We start from the raw sequence: 19,377 nt of genomic DNA, 5'->3' as shown, positions 1-19,377 counted from the left end.
ACGTTGATGGGCCGGACTGACTCCCGGCCATTCCGCAGCATTTCACGTCAGCCAGTGCCACAACAGCAATGTCCCGACCAGCCCGACCACCGACACGATGGTCTGCAACACCGACCAGACCCAGATGGTTTGCTTGAGTTGCAGGCCGAAGTATTCGCGGACCATCCAGAAGCCTGCATCGTTGACGTGGCAGAAGAACACCGAGCCGGCACCGATCACCAGCGCCACCAGCGATGCCTGCACCGGCGCCAGCCCGGCCATCATCGGCGCAAGGATACCCGCCGTCGTCGTGGTCGCCACGGTCGCAGACCCGGTGGCCTGACGCAGTGCCACGGCAATCAGCCAGGCGAGCAGCAGATAAGGCATGTGCGCACCTTCTGCCACCTTGCTGATGGTCTGGCTGACACCGGCATCCAGCAGCGTCTGCTTCAGACCACCACCCGCGCCGATGGTCAGCAACAGCACAGCGATGGGCGCGAGGCTTTTGCGCAATGTACCGCCGACGTGCTCACGGGAAAGCCCGTTGGCCCAGCCCAGGCAAACCGTTGCCGCCAGCACCGCGATGCCTAGCGCCACCAGGGGCTCGCCTAGAAACTTCAAGGTCAGCGCGATGTTGCTTTCAGGTTCCAGCGCTATCTTGGCAAAGGTGCTGCCGAGCATGAGGATCACCGGTAAAAGGATGATCAGCAGCGAGATGCCAAACCCAGGCTGCCGGCTGGTTTCAGGCTTGGCACTGAACAACTCACCCAGCTCGGCGGGCTCTTCAACGTGCATGCGCCCGGACAGCCAGTTGCCGTACAGCGGGCCGGCGAGAATCACTGCCGGCACGGCAATGCACAGCCCCAGCAGCATGGTCAGCCCCAGATCGGCATGCAACGCGCTGACCGCAATCAACGGGCCGGGATGCGGGGGCATCAGGGCATGCAAGGTGGTCATGCCCGCCAGTGCCGGAATCGCGATTTTCAGCAGCGGCTGACCGGACTGACGCGCCATGACGAAGATGATCGGCACCATTAGCACCAGACCAACCTCAAAGAACAGCGGCAAGCCGATGACCATCGCCACCAGCGCCATTATCCACGGCAACGTGCGGCCCTTGCCCAGCCTGAGCAAAGTGGAAGCGATGCGATCCGCAGCCCCCGACTCGGCCATCAGCGCGCCAAGCATTGCCCCCAGCGCGATGATGATTCCGGCCTCGCCGAGAATGCTGCCCGCGCCTTTGCTGAAGGCCTTTGCGACAGCCTCGGCTGGCAAACCTGCGCCGATGCCGGCGATGAACGTGCCGACGAGAATGGAGAGAAAGGGGGGCAACCTGGTGGCGCTGATCAGCACGATGATCGTGGCGATGGCAATCAGGCAGCAGATAATCAGGCGGGTGTCGTGAAACACCCAGGCAGCAGACGACAAATCCAACGCGGACCTCCTGGCGTTCGTTTTTTCAGGGTGCTTTTCAGCGCACTCCTCGAAAGAATCAGAAACAATTAGTTTCAATTGACCGAACGATACCGGAATGCGACATCGCGTCGCAGTTAATATTTGCCAAACCGGTCAGATACTTGGGCGCTGCATGGGGGCGTTATGCACCCGTTTATTCATGGAGGTATAGTGCCTGTGCAACCAGTGCTCAGTGCCTGCGGTCCAACCCACGGCATCCATCGTCCAACCGGCATTGCGTCACACATTATCTGATCAGAGCCGCGATCAATTAACGGATCACTCGACAGGAAATCAGATGACCTCATCCAGCCAGCGTCTTGCCTTGCTTGAAGCAGTTGTTGAACAGTCATTCAATGCCGTATTGATCACCGACGCCAATCTGGCCAATGGCGGCCCCTTCATTGTGTACGTCAATCCGGCATTCTGCGCCATGACCGGCTACACGGCCGAGGCATTGATCGGAGCCTCGCCACGGATCCTGCAAGGCCCGGACACCGATCCCCAAGTGATCGAGCGGATGCGCGAATGCCTGAGCGAAAGTCTTTTTTTCGAAGGGTCGACGGTCAATTACCGCGCGGACGGAAGTCCTTACATCGTCGAGTGGAAAATTTCTCCCGTGCGCGACGATGCCGGTACGGTATGCAACTTTGTCTCTGTGCAGCAGAACATCAGCCCGCGCATCCGCGCCGAGCGTGAGCAACACCTGCTGGCGCAGGCGCTGAACGCTGCGCTTGATCCGATTATCATCACCGACTGCAATTCCACCATCGTGTTTGCCAATGAGGCCTTTCAGCAGATCACTGGCTACAGCAGCAGCGAAATCCTCGGCGAAAACCCGCGAATGCTGAGCTCTGGAAAACACGATGAGGCGTTCTATGCGCAATTCAAGGAAGCGCTGAAGAGTGGCGCCCCGCTTCGCACGACCTTCATCAACAAGCGCAAGGATGGCTCGCTGTTCTATGCGGAACACAGCATTTCTCCACTGTGTAATCTGGAGGGCGCAATCACCCATTACGTCAGCATCAGCCAGGATGTGACCACACGCCTGGGCCGTGAACAAAAGTTGCTGGAGATTGCGCACAGCGATCCGCTGACCGGGCTGGATAATCGTCGCTCGGCCGAGCATACGCTTGAGCGGCAAATACCTGCGGTGAGCATGTCGGGCAAGCCGTTCAGCCTGATCATCTGCGATATCGATCATTTCAAGGCGGTCAATGACCGGTACGGCCATCCTGCCGGGGACAGCGTAATCACCAGCGTTGCGGCCATCCTCAAACAGCGTATCCGCCTCTTGGATGTCGCCGCTCGATGGGGAGGAGAAGAGTTTCTGATCCTGGTGCCCGACAGCTCGTTGAAACAGGCTGCCGAACTCGCGGAACGCATTCGCAACAGCGTCGAAAGCCTGGTGATTCCGGAAACCGGGTCGGTGACCATTTCTCTGGGCGTTGCAGAGCTCAGCGCCGGGGAAACGGCTGCCAGCCTCATTCAGCGTGCAGACAAGGCGCTTTATCAGGCCAAGCGCCTGGGCCGCAACCGGGTGGAATGCGCTTAGACCAAGACTTGGTTTTACTCGTTGCCCGCCTCGTTTGCCTGCGCATTGAACCCGGGCCTGTCATTGCAACAGGCCCGGAAATCGTGTCAGAGCTTTGGCAGTTGTCCGATACGCCCCATCATCTCGGTGACGATCTGCAGATCCAGCAAGAACTGCCCGGTGGTCTTGAACTCGTTATCCGTATGACCGGTGTATTTGACTTCGGGTCTCGCCAGACCGAACTGCACACCGTTGGGTAATGAATGGACCGACGTCGCGCCAGCCGACGTGCCAAAGGTGTGTTCCATACCGAGATTTTCACTGGCGACAGCGAGCAGCGCCTTGACCCACTCACCCTCGGGATTGCGGTACATCGGCTCGGCAATGGAATAGTCGAACGCTGGCTTGATCGCGGTTTTCGTACTCCAGGCCGCCAGCTTTTCGGCGATTTCGGATTTGAGCACCTGTGGGGACTTGCCCTTCGGCACGCGCAGATTGACCGCAAGCTTGAATGCCTTTTCATCCATTGCGACGTACGTCAGTGATGCGGTCAGAGGCCCCATGAAGTCGTCGGAGAACCCGACGCCCAACTTGCTGCCCAGGTAATCGAGCCCCCAGTTGTCGGCGGCATAGCGAGCAGCGTCAGTGATCTGGTTATGTTTGAGCGCCACCTTGCCCTGCAGGCTGTTGATGAAATCCAGCATCCTCGCGACCGGATTGACCCCGGACTGGGGCGCCGATGAGTGTGCGGATACGCCGGTCACGGTCAGTTTGACGTCCTTGCCGTCGACCCTGGCATCGACCTCGAAGTCACCGCCATTGCTTTTCACGTACTCGGCACCGGCCTGTTGCAGACTGGCAGCAAGCTCGGCAGGTTTGTCGGTCAGCAGAGTGGCGACCGACTTCGATGGAATCTGATTGGTGGCCATACCCCCGGTCATTGAAACGATCTCGGCACCCTCGCCTTCTGCCTGGCGTCGGGCAAAGCTGGCCATGACCGTGCCGTAACCTTTTTCTGCGATCACAACGGGATAACCGCCATCCAGCGCCAGGTTGTAGGCCGGCGTCGGGTTACGCTCAAAATAGTAAGGGATGGCGTCGCCGGCGGTTTCTTCCGTGGTATCGATCAGCAGCTTGAAGTTTCTGGCCAGCGGCAGTTTTTCTTCCTTGATGACTTTCATGGCATAGAGCGCCACCACAATACCGTTCTTGTCGTCTTCGGTACCGCGCCCGTACATGCGATCACCGATCAACGTCACCTTGAACGGGTCCAGACGAGTGCCGTCAGGCAAGACCCAGTTGTCCAGCGTGACCGGTACAACATCGGCATGCACATGAATGCCCACCACTTCATCACTGGCCCCGTCGAGCGACACTTCATACACACGGTTATCGACGTTACGAAACTTCAGATCGAAGCCTTCGGCAAGGCTCTTGATCTTGTCGGCAATCTTTATGAACGCCGGGTTTTCGTGCTGGGCAACGCCGTCGACACGAACCGTGGGAATCGCCACCAGCTCACGCAGGGTTTCAGTCGCCGCGCTGCCGTACTTCATGCGGGTATACAGTCCGAGCAGGCGATGAATATCGTTTTGTTGCGCTGCGGAAAGTGGTTTGTTATCGAGAAAGGCACTGATGGCCGGGCCAAAATCGGCAGTTTTAACCACATCAGCGTTGGCCAGACTGTTCAGAAACTGCCTGAAATCCTTTACCGACGTATCACTGAACGTCTTGAGGATGACGGCGCTCTGTTGTGCAGTGACAGTGGCGTTTGCCAGACTGGTGAACGACGAGAGACTGGCCAGGATCAAGGTGGAGGCAGCCAGTTTTTTGAGTGACAGATTCATTATTGAAGGCATTCCTTGGCAAGCAAAGCGCGAATGTTCTGATCGTTTGATCAGCAAGCTTTTCAACTTACACCAAGAGCAATGATGCGAGAATCCCTGTTTTCCTCTTTCGCCTCGGACAATGCGCGGCCGTGTTGCAGGACGCCGTCAATAACAGCCCGGGTTTGATCATTGGTAATCTGTGCGCCTGTAAGCCACTTCCTCATGTAATCATTTCCTTGATAACGGACTGCAGATACATGAGCAAGATAAAGGCCAACCACATGATCAACCGCAGTGAATTCTTGCCGCGCCGAACACTCCGAACAGTACCGAGCGAACGCTGCAGATCAGTCGCTCCCCACTCGAGGACATCTGAATGACCACCGCATTCAAAGTTGGCGACGCCGTACACTGGAACTCCGAGGCAGGCTAGGTGCATGGCAAAGTCACCAAAGTACATGTGCAGGACGTGGAGTTCATGGGCAAACATCGGCCCGCTTCAAAGGACGATCCGCAGTACGAAGTGAAGAGCGACAAGACCGGTCATTCGGCGATGCATCATGGGGGTGCACTCAAGCGCGCGTGATTGCTCAGCGCCGAGACAAACGGAGCACGGCGCAGCGCCCGACTTACTCAGGCGATAAAGAAAGCTTTAACCATTGGCGCGCCTGCACCCTAAACGGATGCAGGCACGCTGCATCAGATCACGCCGCAGGCAGCACGATCACCACCACCGCCCAGGGGTGCGGGGTGGTCGGAATGGTTGTCGCCGCCGGCGTGAACCATCAGCGCATGGCCTTTGATTTCCGAGAGCTTCTTCAGGCGTGGGGCAAGCACCGGATAACTCGCGGTGCCGTCAGCAGCCACGTACAGCGCAGGCAGATCGCCTAAGTGGCCATCGGCGTAAGGCCCCAGATGCTTGCCGGTCTTGGCCGGGTCGAAGTGCCCACCAGCCGCGAGGGCTGCGACCTTCTTGCCGTCCTTGGTACCCGCTTCGCAACTGCCGTTTTCATGCACATGAAAACCGTGGATGCCCGCAGGCAGCTCTTTCAGATTCGGAGTGAACAGCAAGCCGTATTGGGTTTCGCTTACCGTAACGCTGCCGACAGGTTTGGGGGCGCCGTCAGCGCTGACCAGATTGATCGGAACGTCCAGCGATGCAGCCTGAACACCGAAAGAGAAAACGCCAAGCAGACCCAGCAAAAGGTGAGGTTTCATAATTCAATGCGTCCCTGATCTGATAATCGAAGTGAACGTGGCGCCAGGCAGCGCTGACGCTGCACAGCGCGAACGTCTTTCATGCCACAGAGGATGTGACCACAGACCTGCGAACTTGATGCAAGGAAATGAGCGGGGATCGCCGGGAAAGTAATGCAAGACTTCACGACTGACCTGCCGACACCAGGGTCGGCAGGCCAGCGCTGTTCACCTGTGCTCAGTTAACAGCACAGTGTTGCGGATCAGATATCCAGGCAGATCTTGCCGAAATGCTGATTGGTTTCCTGATAACGGAACGCTTCGACGATGTCGGTCATCGGGAAGGAACGGTCCATGACCGGACGCATGCCGTTGGCATCAATGGCACGGATCATGTCCTGTTGCTGGGTGCGACTGCCGACCAGCACGCCCTGCATGCGCAGCTGTTTGACCAGCGCCGGGACGAACTCCAGTTGACCGGCAACACCGCTCAGAATGCCGATGACCGAGATGTGGCCAGCGACCCGTGCCGCATTCATGGAATGCTGCAGGGTCGATGGACCGCCCACGTCGATGATGTGATCAACACCACGGCCGCCGGTCAGCTTGCGGGCAGTCTCGCCCCAGTTGCTGTCCTTGCGGTAGTTGATCAGGTGGTCGGCGCCCATGGCTTGCAGACGCTCCAGCTTTTCATCACTCGACGACGTCGCGATAACGGTCGCACCGACCATCTTGGCGAATTGCAGCGCGAAAATCGATACACCGCCAGTGCCCTGTACCAGAACGGTATCGCCGGCTTTCAACGCGTCATCGACCATCAGCGCACGCCATGCGGTCAGGCCAGCGGTGGTCAGCGTGGACGCTTCGGCATGGCTGTAGCCCTTTGGCGCCAGGGTGAACGAGGTAGCACGGGCAGTCACCTGCTCACGGGCATAACCGTCGACGCCATCACCCGGCACCGTGACAAAACCTTCAACCAGCGGCTCGCCGCTGATCCATTCCGGGAAGAACGTGCTGACCACGGAGTCGCCAACCGCGAACTCGCTGACGCCCTCGCCTACTGCGGTGACTACGCCTGCACCATCGGCCATGGGAATGCGTTTTTCCGTTGGTGCCCACATGCCGGTGACGACCGCAAAGTCGTGATAGTTGAGCGAGTTGGCGTGCAGACGCACAGTGATCTCACCGGCTTTCGGTGCAAGCACTTCGCTTTCGCCCACGCTGACCTGATCGTAGCCGCCGCCAGCCTGCACATAGATGGTTGTATTGCTCATGGTCAATCTCCTATCAATTCAACATTACGCAAAATGACGAAATGTATAAATAACGCTCAAAGCCTAGAGTTCTTTCTTGAGCCTGTCGGCAAACCGGTCGATGGCCTGCTCGTCACGGCGAAAATAGGTCCACTTGCCAATCCTCGTGGCCTGAACCAGCCCGGCACGTTGCAGGATGGCCAGATGCGCAGACGTGGTAGAAGCCGACAGGTTGGCCTTGGCCTGAATGTGCGACACGCACACGCCTATCGCCGGATCACCGTGGTCCTGGGGAGGGAAATGGGCTTGCGGGTTTTTCAGCCACTCCATGATCAACATGCGAGTGTCATTGCCGACCGCTTTGATTTGCTCAAGAATCATGGAGGACAACATTACGCTTTTTTACGAAATGTTCAACCCCTGATTTACGCTGCCCCGTCAACGGCATGTTTTGATTACAGCTTCACATCGGCCTGACAAATGAAGCAATCTGTCGACTTCAATAAAACCGACTGCACCGCTGCGAGTATCCAGACTCATGATGAATCTTAAATACAGCGCCCTGACCGCCTTGTTGCTGGGCATCACAGGCATGGCTCAGGCTCAGGACTACACCTCGCATCTGGACAAGGTGCTGCAGGCTGGCCAGCTGGCTGTGTGCACCACTGGCGACTACAAGCCCTACTCCCTGCTGCGCGAAGACGGCGAATACGAAGGCATTGATATCACCATGGCCCGCTCACTGGCCAAGAGCCTGGGGGTGAACGTGCAGTGGGTGCCCACGACGTGGAAAAACCTGATGCCGGACATGGTGGCCGGTAAATGCGACATCGGTATGGGTGGCATCTCGGTGAGCCTGGAACGCCAGAAAAAAGCGTTTTTCAGCAACACGCTGGACGTCGATGGCAAAATCCCGCTGGTCCGCTGCGCCGATCAGGCCCTGTATCAGACTGTCGAGCAGATCAACCAGCCCTCTGTGCGTTTGATCGAACCTGCCGGTGGCACCAATGAAGCCTTCGCTCGCGCTCATCTGCCAAAGGCGTCGCTGGCATTTCATGACAACAAGACCATCTTTCAGGAGCTGCTGGACAAGAAAGCTGACGTGATGATCACCGATGCTTCCGAAGCGCTCTACCAGCAGAAACGCATGCCGGGCCTGTGTGCCGTCAACCCGACCCGCTACATGCAATACGGCGAAAAAGCCTATTTGTTGCCACGCGACGATGTCGCCTGGAAAGCCTATGTGGATCAGTGGCTGCACCTGAGCAAGGCCACTGGCGAGTATCAGCAGGCGCTGAGCGAGTGGCTGGCAGTACCCGCCACCCCTTGATAGATATTATTTAGCCATCACCTAAAGTCAGGATTTTCTACGCCGATACTTATTTGTTCCTCGGTATTACTGACGAGGCCATCAATAGGCTTTCACAGGGAAATCCCATGTCCCAGATTCAAACGACAGCTACCAGCGGCATGACCGTAAAAAACAGGCTGATGGCGTCTACATTTGCCATCATCGCTGCATTTATCGTGCTGTCGGTTTTCATGATCCAGACGCTCAAGACATCCACCGCGAATGTCGACGCCCTCTACAACAGAGATTTTCTGGCTACGGAAGCGGTCAACAATATCGATGGTGCGCTTACGCGGGTGGATATCAATATTTTACGCATGATCGCCATCGGCAACCCGGAGCAGACGGCAGGCTGGAAGAATGAAAACGAAGCGGCCTTCAGCAAGCTGGATGAGCTGACCGTCCAGTTGAGCAAGAACACCGCAGAAACCCTTGATGTGACCTTGACCCAACAATTGCAGCGTGGCTATGTCAAGTTGCGGGACGGCATGCGGCACCAGACCAGCGTGATCCAGACCGGTGATATCGCCGCCGCCACCAACATTAACCGCACCGAAGTCAAACCCTTTGCCGAGCAGGTGTTCAAGACCCTGCAAACGCTGCGCGAACAAGGCAAGCAACGTGCGGGCGAGCGTTTCGATGCGCAGGAATCAAGCGCCACTCAAGCCAATAATCTGTCCATCGCCGCCACGCTGACAATCGCGATACTGGGCGTGATCGTGACCCTCATGACCATACGCAGCATCCTGTCAGCCATTGGGGGCGAACCGAGCACCGTCGCGACGATCACACGCACCATCGCCCGAGGCGATTTGAGCAGCACGATCAACATCAGCGCCAATGACACTTCCAGCGTTGCTGCTGCGGTCGTTGCGATGCAGACTCAATTGCGCGACACCCTGCAGCAGATCTCCAGTTCTGCAACTCAACTGGCCGCCGCTGCCGAAGAGATGACTGCAATCACCGAAGACGGTGTGCAAGGCATCCAGCGTCAGAACAACGAAATCGACCAGGCCGCCACCGCAGTCAATGAAATGACCAGCGCAGTGGAAGAAGTCGCGCGCAATGCCGAGCATACGGCGCGCTCGTCCAGTAATGCGACCAGCGCCGCGCAAGACGGTCTGGGGCTGGTCAAAAAGACCGTGACCTCAATCAACACCATGAGCACGGATGTGCAGAAAACCGCGACCCTGATTGGCGAGCTGGCAGGTCAGTCCCGCGACATCGGCAAGGTGCTGGATGTTATTCGGGGCCTTGCGGAACAGACCAATCTGCTGGCGCTCAATGCGGCGATCGAAGCGGCTCGCGCGGGCGAGGCTGGACGCGGGTTTGCCGTGGTGGCGGATGAAGTGCGTGCTCTGGCTCACCGCACTCAGCAATCCACCAGCGAAATCGAACGTCTGGTGACCAATATTCAGAACGGCACCGAACGCGCAGTAGGCTCCATGCGCGGCAACACCGAGCTGGCCAGCGAAACGCTTGGCATTGCAGAGGGCGCGAACGAGTCTCTGACCGTCATCAGCGCTGCCGTGAGCGAGATCAATGATCTCAATCTGGTGATCGCCAGTGCGGCCCAGCAGCAGGCCCATGTCGCCCGGGAAGTGGATCGCAACCTCATGAACATCCGTGACCTTTCGGCGCAATCTTCGTCTGGCGCGCAACAGACCGCCAGTGCAAGTCGAGAGCTGTCAACGCTGGCGCTGGACCTGAACAACATCGTGGGACGCTTCCGCCTGTCCTGATTCAATTTGCACCCTTTGCACCCCTTGCGTCATAGCGCAAAGGGTGCAGCCGGGTATTTGATTTATCCCGCCCTGCCCGCCGTTTTTCACGCCATTTCACATATTTTGTTGCAAGCGCTCTACGCCTGAAATAGCGTGTTGTCCTGAATGTACAAGGACGATCCGCATGAAGCCCAGCAAGCCCATCACCCGCGCATTCTGCGTTGAACTGCAGCAAGAGCTGTCGATTGCCGCTGCCCGACGCGAATACTTTTCCCAGGAGCCACCACGTACGCGCTTCGAGTTTCTCTGCTCGAACGAAGCCTGCCGGGCGCTGGGTGCCAAAGTGACGGGCGTGCGCTACGACGTGAAGCCTCAGGACAACCCGACCTTTGTCGCCGCGCACTTCCGTGCCAATCCGCATTACGACCACTCGCCGGGCTGTGAATGGGTGGACGAGGACGAAGACGACAAGGCCGCAGACCCGATTGAAGAAACCGATGTCCAGACGCGTCTGCGCAAGGCCAAGCGCAAACTGGATGATTACATCGACGTTTTCGACCCGACGATCAAGGAGCCGGCCAAGGAGAAGTCCGGCCTGGAAAAGGCTGGCGCACCGGTGCAACGTCCACCCGCTGCCAATCCGCCAATAGAGCCTGCTACGCCGAAGGTGCCCCGTTACAGCGAGACCCGCACCAATAACCTGGAACGGTTGGTGGACAGTTATCGGCAGGCCAAGGCTGAGCTGTCACTGGAAGACTTCAAGCTGCTGAAACTGAAAATTCCGGGCCAGGGCGAAGTGTCGCTGCGCTCGTATTTTCGCCATATCAAATACGCACAATCAGGCGATAACGGACGGGTGCTGTTCGGCGGCGGTCTGATCGAACAGCGATACGGGCTGGGTTTCAAGTTCAGGTTCTTCGACCGTCTCGACGGCAAACTGGTGACGCTCTACGTGTCGCCTGCGCAGATGCAGGCCTATCGCTCCAGCCGCTACATCAGTGAGCTGCTGAGCCATGCGGAGGACGTGAAGTTCTTCACGGTGTATGCGCTGGGAACCGTCACCCTGAGCCCTTCAGGCAAGAGCTATAGCCTGGAGGTCGACGACTTGCGGCATCTGGCGATTGTGCTGGGGCCGGCGAAAGAGCCGCTTGAGGAAGAAAAAACACCTGAAGCCTGAACCTGTGGTCAATGATCGTTCCAGCGTTCGACGCTGGAACGATCCGGGTCAGCTCATCACACCTTGACGATCCAGCCGGCTGGCGCCTCGATGTCACCGGACTGAACGCCGGTCAGCTCCTTGTACAGACGCTGAGTCACAGGACCGACTTCGGTCTGGCTGTAGAACACGTGCAGGTTGTCCTTGTAGGAAATCCCGCCGATCGGAGTAATGACCGCAGCCGTACCGCATGCGCCGGCTTCCTTGAACTCGCCGAGCTGGTCGATGAACACATCACCCTCTTCGACCGTCAGGCCCAGACGGGATTTCGCCAGTTCGATCAACGACAGGCGGGTGATACCCGGCAGCACCGATGGCGACTTGGGCGTCAGGAACACATCATCCTTGGTGATGGCAAAGAAGTTGGCCGAGCCCACTTCCTCGATCTTGGAATGGGTCTGCGGATCGAGATAGATGCAATCTGCAAAGCTGTGCTTCTTGGCTTCGGAACCGGGCATCAGGCTGGCGGCGTAGTTACCGCCGACCTTGGCTGCACCTGTACCGTTGGGCGCAGCGCGGTCGTAGCCGGAGATGACGAAATTGTTCGGCTTCAGGCCCCCCTTGAAATAGGCGCCCACCGGGATGCAGAAAATCGAGAAGATGAATTCAGGCGCCGTGCGCACGCCGATGTTGTCACCCACACCGATGACGAACGGGCGCAGGTACAGCGCGCCGCCAGAACCGTAAGGCGGGATGAAGCGTTCGTTGGCCTTGACCACCTGCTTGCAGGCTTCAATGAAGACATCGGTCGGGACGTGGGGCATCAACAGACGGGAGCAGCTGCGCTGCATGCGCTGGGCGTTCTGATCGGGACGGAACAGATTGATCGAGCCATCCTTGCAGCGGTAGGCCTTGAGGCCCTCGAAGCACTGCTGGCCATAATGCAGCGCGGTCGACCCTTCGCTGATATGCAGCGTGTTGTCCTCGGTCAGTGAGCCCTGATCCCAGGCACCGTCGCGCCAATGAGAAAGGTAGCGCTTGTCGGTCTTGATGTAGTCAAAACCCAGAGTGTCCCAGTTGATGCTTTCTTGACTCATAACGCCCTCTATCATTTTAGCGACTGCCTGGTCGAGTCAGGCCAATGCCTTATTCTGCCAGATCATTCAGGCCATGAGGCTCGAAATAAATGCAAACCGACATGGCATTTCTGAAGCAGACATGCGGGCAGACGCCTCATGAGTCCAGCGGTCACCCGACCGGTAGCGGCGGCGATGCCTGGCGCTGGCGGATATAGTCGATAAATGTGTCCATATCCGAACTGCACAATGTTCGTGCGACGGACTTGACCTCTTCAACAGGCCAGTCCCACCAGGCTGCCTGGAGCAGCAACTGGCGAATGTCCTCGTCGAATCGCCAACGGATGAATTTGCAGGGGTTGCCGCCCACCACCGAATAAGGAGCCACGTCCCGAACGACCATCGCACCTGCCGCGACAATGGCGCCATGGCCGATGGTGACACCCGACACAATGGTTGCATTGGCGCAAATCCAGCAGTCGCTGCCGATCACTACATCGCCCTTGCTTGGCGCGTAATCCTGAATATCTGCGACTTGCCCGACCATCGCCGGGAATGGGTACGTCGTAATCCAGTCAGTGCGATGCTCACCGCCCAGTAGAATTTTCACGCCCTCGGCAATGGAGGTGTAAGCCCCAACCCTGAACACCGATTCGTCACCGAAGTCGACAATATCCGGAATGCCATAAGTCCCGACGCCGACTACCGCACGCGGGTATTTCAATCTAATTTTTTCGGCGTGCCTGTCCAGCTTGTCCATCTTGCGCAACTGTTTGCGTATTTTTCTATTTTTCAACAGCTCGATGAATTTCATATCTTCAATCACATTATTTTTGGACAGCCAGGCCGCACTTATCGATAGCTCAACAGCAAACGCTTGCAGCGCCGCAAGGTCGTTCTGTTGATCTGCCTCCATGGGATGGAAAACAACAGACTCCAGGCATATCGCTTGTCCGCGACCGCGGCGTATTTCAAGGCTTTGTTGATGGCCTGAGTTCGACCGCTCTGGTATTCGCGATGATCCCGATAAGGCTCGATGCTTTTCAGGTCAGCCTCAAGCAACACCTTGTACTTGCGTGAAAGGTTGTTCGGGTGACGTCGATAGCGCGTGACGATCTCGGGGAGCACATGAATTTCATAGCCCAGATGAGCGATTTTCAGTGTCGCCTGAAAATCCTGAACCTTTATCTGCGGGTCATAACCGTTTGCATCCTTGATGGCCTTCATGCGGTACAGAGCAACCGGCGCACCGACGACCACCGCGTCGCGCAATATGTCGTCGAACGTCAGCCGCTCGATGTAATCGCGCGACTGACGTTTTATTTCCTTGCCGTCACCATCCATGTAGCTGACCAATGCGCCGACACAGCCTACTGCGGGATGCTCATCGAGGTACTCGGCACGGATACGCACCGAAGAGGGAAGCATGATGTCATCCAGGTCCGGCGTGGAAAGGTAAACGCCTTTGGCGTAACGCAGACCATGGTTGAGGGCAGCACTGACGCCCTGATTGGCCTGGCGGTAGAGCTGGAACGGATAGCGTTGCTGCAGGGACTCGAGCATGGCGATGCTGTTGTCGGTAGAACCATCGTCGACGACGATGACCTCGAAATTCTTGTAGTCCTGAGCAAAGATGCTCTGAATCGCGACCTCAAGAAATCGCTCGGCGTTGTAGCAAGGGGCTACGATGGAAACCAAAGGGCTGGGCGAGAGGTTTTGACTTTCTGAAGACATCATGGATAGCAGCCATAATCATGATCAGCCCTGACGGGCTCGGAAACCGGATATCTGTAACGGGTCGCTTGAAAACGGCACATCATGGGGCAAGCGCTCCTGTTTTTCCATGAAAGGTCAAAAACGCCCTGCAAACAGGCGTTTACAGCCGCCAAAAAACTATCGGCATGCCATTTCCTTCAACCAGTGTAGATCGACACTCAAAAAAAACCCCGTTCTTCGCAGAACGGGGTTTATCAGGTCGCGTATCAAGTGGAATCAGAAGGCGTAAGTCACCAGCAATTCTTTTGTCACCTGAAAGTCGACCGACATCATCACGCTCAAGGCAGTAATGGTGAAGATCGAAAACACGAACAGCTTGCGAGCCCAGACAGTATCGTCAACGGCCTTGTAGCCCTTCCAGGCCATGTACAGCCAGTACATGCCCATACCCGCTGCGACAGCCAGGTAGTTGAGGCCCGCATAGCCACCGACGGTCAACATCAGGGTCGCCACGAGGAACGCCAGGATGTAGAGCATGATGTGGCGCTTGGTGACCAGAATGCCGCGCTTGACAGGCAGAACCGGGATCTTCGCAGCACGGTAATCGTTGAAGCGGAAGATGGCGATCGCATACGAATGCGGCATCTGCCACAGGCTGAACATCACCAGTAGCGTCAGGGCCGCAAAGTCGAAGCTGTTGCTCACTGCGCAGTAGCCAATCACCGGCGGCATGGCCCCCGAGAGACTGCCCACCAGCGTGCCGTGAACGGATCTGCGTTTCAGGTACAGGCTGTAAAGGCCGACGTAGATCACGAACCCGATCACTGCAAACAGTGCGGCCAAGGGATTGGCCTCGGTGTACAGCAGGCCAACGCCTGCAATACCGAGCAGGGTTGCGTAGAGCAGCGCCAGTTTCAGTGAAACCAGGCCCTGCACCAGAACCCGGTTACGGGTTCTCTCCATTCGCTGATCGATATCGCGATCGATGCAGTTATTGAACACACAACCGGACGCAACGACCAGGGAAGTACCGATGACTGCAGCGAGGAACACGCCGAAATCGATATTTCCCTTGGAAGCCAGAAAAAAGCCACCTGCCACCGAAAGCACGTTACCGAAAATGATCCCCGGCTTGGTGATTTGGATAAAGTGCTTCAGTGACATCTGGTATTCCTCAATGCGCCATCATTTCGCGGTGGACGCTGAAAATGATCCACAGCGACAAGCCGACCAGCAGGACGATAACCATCGTGGTAAAGGCGAAGGCCATCACGTTGTTACGTTGCACGCTCGTGAAGTCCAGATGCAGGAAGTAATGCAGGTGCACCAGAATCTGGATGATCGCGAAGACCAGAACGATTGCGATCGTCATGTCCTTCGGCAGTGAAGGTGACATCACCAGGGCAAACGGAATGGCGGTCAGGATGATCGACAGTACGAAACCGATGACGTACGACTTCACTGAGCCGTGACTATTGTCTTCAGCGGAGTGATGCGAATTTGACATTACAAAGCTCCCATCAGATAGACAACGGTGAACACGCCGATCCAGACAACGTCCAGGAAGTGCCAGAACAGGCTCAGGCAGCTCAGGCGCGTCTTGTTGGTGTTGGTCAGGCCCTTCTTCTGGACCTGGAACATCATGATCGCCATCCAGATCAGACCACTGGTCACGTGGGCGCCGTGCAGACCTACCAGCGCGAAGAACGCTGACAGGAAGCCGCTGCGGCTCGGACCGTAGCCCTCTTCGATCAGGTGATGGAACTCATAGATTTCCATGCCGATAAAGGCAGCACCGCACAGGAAGGTCAGTGCCAGCCAGCCCAGTACCTGGCTCTTATTGCCCTTGTACAGTGCCAGCATGGCAAAGCCGTAAGTGATACTACTGACCAACAGGAACGCGGTTTCCACTGCCACGAATGGCAGCAGGAAGATGTCCTGGCCCGACGGGCCGCCCGCGACACTGTTGACCATCACGGCGTACACCGCGAAGAACGAGGCGAACAATACGCAGTCGGTCATCAGGTACAGCCAGAAGCCGTAGACCGTCATGCCACCGCTGTCGTGGTGATCGTCATGCCCATGATCATGGTCGTGACCGTGATCGTGGGCTCCGGAGTTGATTGCAATATTTGACATTGTTTAAACCTGTTCCAGCGAGGACTTGACAGGAGTGTATGCACCGTTGGCCGCCAGGACCTTGTGATGCTCACCTTCAATACGCGCTACATCTTCAGCAGGCACCATGTAGCCCTGGTCGTCACGGACAGCGTGAGCAACGAAGACTGCAATGGTCGCGACCAGGCTTGCGCCTACCAGCCACCAGATGTGCCAGATGAATGCGAAGCCGAAGACCGTCAGCAACATACCCATGTACAGGCCGGTAGCCGTGTTGTTAGGCATGTGGATCGCCGAGTAGCGGGCAGGAACCTTGTAAGCGGTACCGGCACGTTTCGCATCGGTGAACGGATCGATGTCGTCAGCTTTTGGCAGCTCGGCAAAGTTGTAGAACGGTGGAGGCGAAGAAGTGGACCATTCCAGGGTATGGCCATTCCATGGGTCACCGGTCAGATCGCGGTTGTTGTCGCGGTCACGGATACTCACGAACAGCTGGATCAGCTGCGAAGCGATACCCATGGCAATCAGCACGGCGCCGAACAGCGCGACGTCCAGGTAGATGTTCCACTCTGGCATGTCGGTAGCGTTCAGACGACGGGTCATGCCCAGGAAGCCCAGCGCGTACAGCGGCATGAATGCGACGAAGAAGCCGACGATCCAGAACCAGAACGCTGCCTTGCCCCACTTCTCGTTCAGGGTGAAACCGAACGCTTTAGGGAACCAGAACGCGAAGCCGGCGATGTAACCGAATACCGCACCGCCGATGATGACGTTGTGGAAGTGAGCGATTACGAACAGGCTGTTGTGCAGCACGAAGTCAGCACCCGGGATCGCCAACAGAACGCCGGTCATGCCGCCGATCGAGAAGGTGACCATGAAGCCCAGGGTCCAGAGTACCGGTGCAGTGAAGCGCAGACGGCCCTGATACATGGTGAACAGCCAGTTGAACAGCTTCACACCCGTCGGGATCGCAATCAGCATCGTCGCCAGACCGAAGAAGGCGTTGACGTTGGCACCCGCCCCCATGGTGAAGAAGTGGTGCAGCCAGACCATGAAGCCCAGGATACAGATCGCACCGGAGGCGAAGATCATCGACTTGTGGCCGAACAGACGCTTGCCGGAGAACGTCGAGATGACTTCCGAGAACACGCCGAAGGCCGGCAGGATCAGGATGTACACCTCAGGGTGACCCCACGCCCAGAACAGGTTCACGTACATCATGGGGTTACCGCCCATTTCGTTCGTGAAAATGTGGAAGTCCAGGTAGCGGTCAAGGGTCAGGAACGCCAGGGTAGCGGTCAGGATCGGGAACGAAGCCACGATCAGGATGTTTGCCCAGGTGCAGGTCCAGGTGAAGATCGGCATGTCCATCAGTTTCATGCCAGGGGTACGCATCTTCAGCACGGTCACGAGGAAGTTGACCCCCGTCAGCGTCGTACCCAAGCCGGATAACTGTAGCGCCCAGATGTAGTAGTCAACCCCTACGCCAGGACTGTATTGCAACCCGGAAAGAGGCGGATACGCGACCCAGCCGGTCTTGGCGAACTCACCGACACCCAGGGAGATGTTGATCAGCAGCATACCTGCGACCAGCAGCCAGAAGCTCAGGGAGTTCAGGAACGGGAACGCCACGTCGCGAGCGCCGATCTGCAGAGGCAGAACGATGTTCATCAGACCCGTGAAGAACGGCATCGCCATGAAGATGATCATGATCACACCGTGAGCGGTGAAGATCTGGTCATAGTGTTCAGGCGGAAGGAACCCTTCGGAACCGTTCTGGGCCATCGCCAGTTGGGTACGCATCATGATCGCGTCGGCAAAACCGCGCAGCAGCATGACCATGGCAACGACGATGTACATCACGCCGATTTTCTTGTGGTCGACAGAGGTCAGCCACTCAGACCACAAGTACGTCCACTTGCGGAAATAGGTGATCAACCCGACAACCGCAATGCCGCCGAGCGCGATCATGGCAAGTGTCACCATGACTATGGGCTCGTGGAACGGCACCGCTTCCAGACTTAATTTGCCAAACATCGTTTACTCCTCTGCCCCAGCAGCTGAATTTTTGCCTTTTTCCGCACCAGCCTCACCGGCTACTTCCTTCTCACCAGCAACAACCTTCTTGCCCGGATTCATACCTTCATACTTGTCGATGACGATCTGGAACAGGTTCGGGGTGACCGAGGAAAAGAGTTCGACAGGGTTGCGTTCGCTTGGCTTGATCAACTCGGCGTATTCGGCAGTGCCAAGCTTTTTGGGCGAGCTCTTGACTTCGCTGACCCAGCTGTCGAAATCAGCCTGGCTGGTAGCGATGGCCTTGAACTTCATGCCGGTAAAGCCTGCGCCACTGTAGTTGGCCGAAATACCGTTGAATTCGTGATTCTCGTTGGCGATGAGGTGCAGCTTGGTGTGCATGCCCGCCATCGCATAGATCTGACCACCCAGACCCGGGATGAAGAACGAGTTCATCACGCTGTCCGAGGTCACCTGGAAGTTGATCGGAGTCTTGGCCGGGAACACGATCTTGTTGACTGTGGCAATGCCGTAGTCCGGGTAGATGAATACCCATTTCCAGTCAACCGAGATCGCCTGGATGGTGACCGGCTTGACGTCCGAATCAAGCGGACGGTAAGGGTCCAGCGAGTGAGTCGAGACGTAGGTGATGTACCCCAGGAAGACCAGCAACAGCATGGGTACGCCCCAGACTGCGATTTCGATCTTGGTGGAGTGAGACCAGTCCGGCGTGTACTTGGCAGCCTTGTTCGATGCGCGATACTTCCAGGCGAAGATCAGGGTCATCAGGATGACCGGGATCACGACAATCAGCATCAGCAACGTTGCGATTACGATCAGGTTCCGCTGCTCGATACCCACCTGCCCTTTTGGATCGAGCAGAGGTACGCCATCGCATCCACTGAGCAAAAGCATACAGAAAAGGGCCAAGAAGCCAAAAAACCTGGGGTACCTTTTTTTACTCATTTCACGA

Annotated in this window: 16 protein-coding genes and 3 pseudogenes; 6 read left to right on the top strand and 13 right to left on the bottom strand. The window is 57.1% G+C overall.

Going from position 1 to position 19,377, the window contains the following annotated elements:
- Window positions 1-42: 42 nt before the first annotated feature.
- Entirely contained in the window at window positions 43-1,413 is a 1,371-nt protein-coding gene (locus KUIN1_RS06405; protein ID WP_004406603.1) for a GntT/GntP/DsdX family permease, read from the bottom strand.
- Between the two features lie 319 nt (window positions 1,414-1,732).
- Between KUIN1_RS06405 and KUIN1_RS06400 the strand changes: the two genes are divergently transcribed.
- Complete coding sequence (locus KUIN1_RS06400) at window positions 1,733-2,989, top strand: sensor domain-containing diguanylate cyclase (protein WP_004406604.1); 1,257 nt, start codon at window positions 1,733-1,735, stop codon at window positions 2,987-2,989.
- 86 nt (window positions 2,990-3,075) lie between these two features.
- Here KUIN1_RS06400 and KUIN1_RS06395 read toward each other — a convergent pair whose 3' ends face one another.
- Complete coding sequence (locus KUIN1_RS06395; protein WP_024651227.1) at window positions 3,076-4,815, bottom strand: dipeptidase; 1,740 nt, start codon at window positions 4,813-4,815, stop codon at window positions 3,076-3,078.
- A 358-nt stretch (window positions 4,816-5,173) separates the two neighbouring features.
- Here KUIN1_RS06395 and KUIN1_RS06390 point away from each other — a divergent pair.
- Window positions 5,174-5,383 (top strand): annotated as a pseudogene (locus KUIN1_RS06390) (DUF2945 domain-containing protein).
- Window positions 5,384-5,496: 113 nt separating this feature from the next.
- On the opposite strand, the gene sodC reads toward KUIN1_RS06390, so the two are convergent.
- The 3 genes from sodC to KUIN1_RS06375 all read right to left on the bottom strand — a co-directional run bounded on the left by sodC (window position 5,497) and on the right by KUIN1_RS06375 (window position 7,640).
- Window positions 5,497-6,015, bottom strand: coding sequence for a superoxide dismutase family protein (gene sodC, locus KUIN1_RS06385; protein WP_011266857.1), 519 nt, complete (start codon window positions 6,013-6,015; stop codon window positions 5,497-5,499).
- 242 nt (window positions 6,016-6,257) lie between these two features.
- The gene (locus KUIN1_RS06380) at window positions 6,258-7,268 is read right to left on the bottom strand and encodes a zinc-dependent alcohol dehydrogenase family protein (protein ID WP_003365244.1); all 1,011 of its coding nucleotides are present in this window, start codon (window positions 7,266-7,268) and stop codon (window positions 6,258-6,260) included.
- 63 nt (window positions 7,269-7,331) lie between these two features.
- Window positions 7,332-7,640: an ArsR/SmtB family transcription factor gene (locus tag KUIN1_RS06375; protein WP_152091888.1), complete on the bottom strand. Its 309-nt coding sequence runs from the start codon at window positions 7,638-7,640 to the stop codon at window positions 7,332-7,334.
- A 145-nt stretch (window positions 7,641-7,785) separates the two neighbouring features.
- Between KUIN1_RS06375 and KUIN1_RS06370 the strand changes: the two genes are divergently transcribed.
- From KUIN1_RS06370 to KUIN1_RS06360, 4 genes and pseudogenes are all read left to right on the top strand, one after another.
- Entirely contained in the window at window positions 7,786-8,577 is a 792-nt protein-coding gene (locus KUIN1_RS06370; RefSeq protein WP_011266856.1) for a transporter substrate-binding domain-containing protein, read from the top strand.
- A 107-nt stretch (window positions 8,578-8,684) separates the two neighbouring features.
- Window positions 8,685-9,218, top strand: a pseudogene (locus tag KUIN1_RS28530) (MCP four helix bundle domain-containing protein); the annotation flags it as partial.
- A gap of 255 nt (window positions 9,219-9,473) precedes the next feature.
- Window positions 9,474-10,340 (top strand): annotated as a pseudogene (locus KUIN1_RS28525) (methyl-accepting chemotaxis protein); the annotation flags it as partial.
- Window positions 10,341-10,506: 166 nt separating this feature from the next.
- Window positions 10,507-11,499 carry a hypothetical protein gene (locus KUIN1_RS06360; RefSeq protein ID WP_011266855.1) on the top strand — a complete coding sequence of 331 codons (993 nt, stop codon included), beginning with the start codon at window positions 10,507-10,509 and terminating at the stop codon, window positions 11,497-11,499.
- 56 nt (window positions 11,500-11,555) lie between these two features.
- Here KUIN1_RS06360 and KUIN1_RS06355 read toward each other — a convergent pair whose 3' ends face one another.
- The 8 genes from KUIN1_RS06355 to cyoA form a co-directional block, all read right to left on the bottom strand.
- A complete protein-coding gene (locus KUIN1_RS06355) occupies window positions 11,556-12,575 on the bottom strand; it encodes a branched-chain amino acid aminotransferase (RefSeq protein WP_003314085.1) in 1,020 nt (339 codons plus the stop codon).
- Window positions 12,576-12,726: 151 nt separating this feature from the next.
- Window positions 12,727-13,368 carry a CatB-related O-acetyltransferase gene (locus tag KUIN1_RS06350; protein WP_103714763.1) on the bottom strand — a complete coding sequence of 214 codons (642 nt, stop codon included), beginning with the start codon at window positions 13,366-13,368 and terminating at the stop codon, window positions 12,727-12,729.
- Between the two features lie 38 nt (window positions 13,369-13,406).
- Window positions 13,407-14,291, bottom strand: a complete 885-nt coding sequence (locus tag KUIN1_RS06345; RefSeq protein WP_024642501.1) for a glycosyltransferase family 2 protein — start codon at window positions 14,289-14,291, stop codon at window positions 13,407-13,409.
- 255 nt (window positions 14,292-14,546) lie between these two features.
- Entirely contained in the window at window positions 14,547-15,434 is an 888-nt protein-coding gene (cyoE, locus tag KUIN1_RS06340) for a heme o synthase (RefSeq protein ID WP_003314082.1), read from the bottom strand.
- A gap of 10 nt (window positions 15,435-15,444) precedes the next feature.
- On the bottom strand, window positions 15,445-15,777 hold the full coding sequence (cyoD, locus tag KUIN1_RS06335) for a cytochrome o ubiquinol oxidase subunit IV (RefSeq protein ID WP_003409003.1): 333 nt from the start codon (window positions 15,775-15,777) through the stop codon (window positions 15,445-15,447).
- Window positions 15,777-16,409, bottom strand: coding sequence for a cytochrome o ubiquinol oxidase subunit III (locus tag KUIN1_RS06330; RefSeq protein ID WP_011266852.1), 633 nt, complete (start codon window positions 16,407-16,409; stop codon window positions 15,777-15,779). The genes cyoD and KUIN1_RS06330 overlap by 1 nt, the downstream gene beginning before the upstream one ends.
- A 3-nt stretch (window positions 16,410-16,412) precedes the next feature.
- Entirely contained in the window at window positions 16,413-18,425 is a 2,013-nt protein-coding gene (gene cyoB, locus KUIN1_RS06325) for a cytochrome o ubiquinol oxidase subunit I (protein WP_011266851.1), read from the bottom strand.
- Between the two features lie 3 nt (window positions 18,426-18,428).
- Entirely contained in the window at window positions 18,429-19,370 is a 942-nt protein-coding gene (gene cyoA / locus KUIN1_RS06320; RefSeq protein ID WP_011266850.1) for a ubiquinol oxidase subunit II, read from the bottom strand.
- Between the last annotated feature and the right edge of the window lie 7 nt (window positions 19,371-19,377).

Origin of the sequence: Pseudomonas sp. KUIN-1 (assembly GCF_009176725.1) — a bacterium.
Lineage (GTDB): Bacteria > Pseudomonadota > Gammaproteobacteria > Pseudomonadales > Pseudomonadaceae > Aquipseudomonas > Aquipseudomonas fragariae.
Note: the sequence above shows the minus strand (reverse complement) of the source record. Positions and strands in the feature narration are given on the sequence as shown.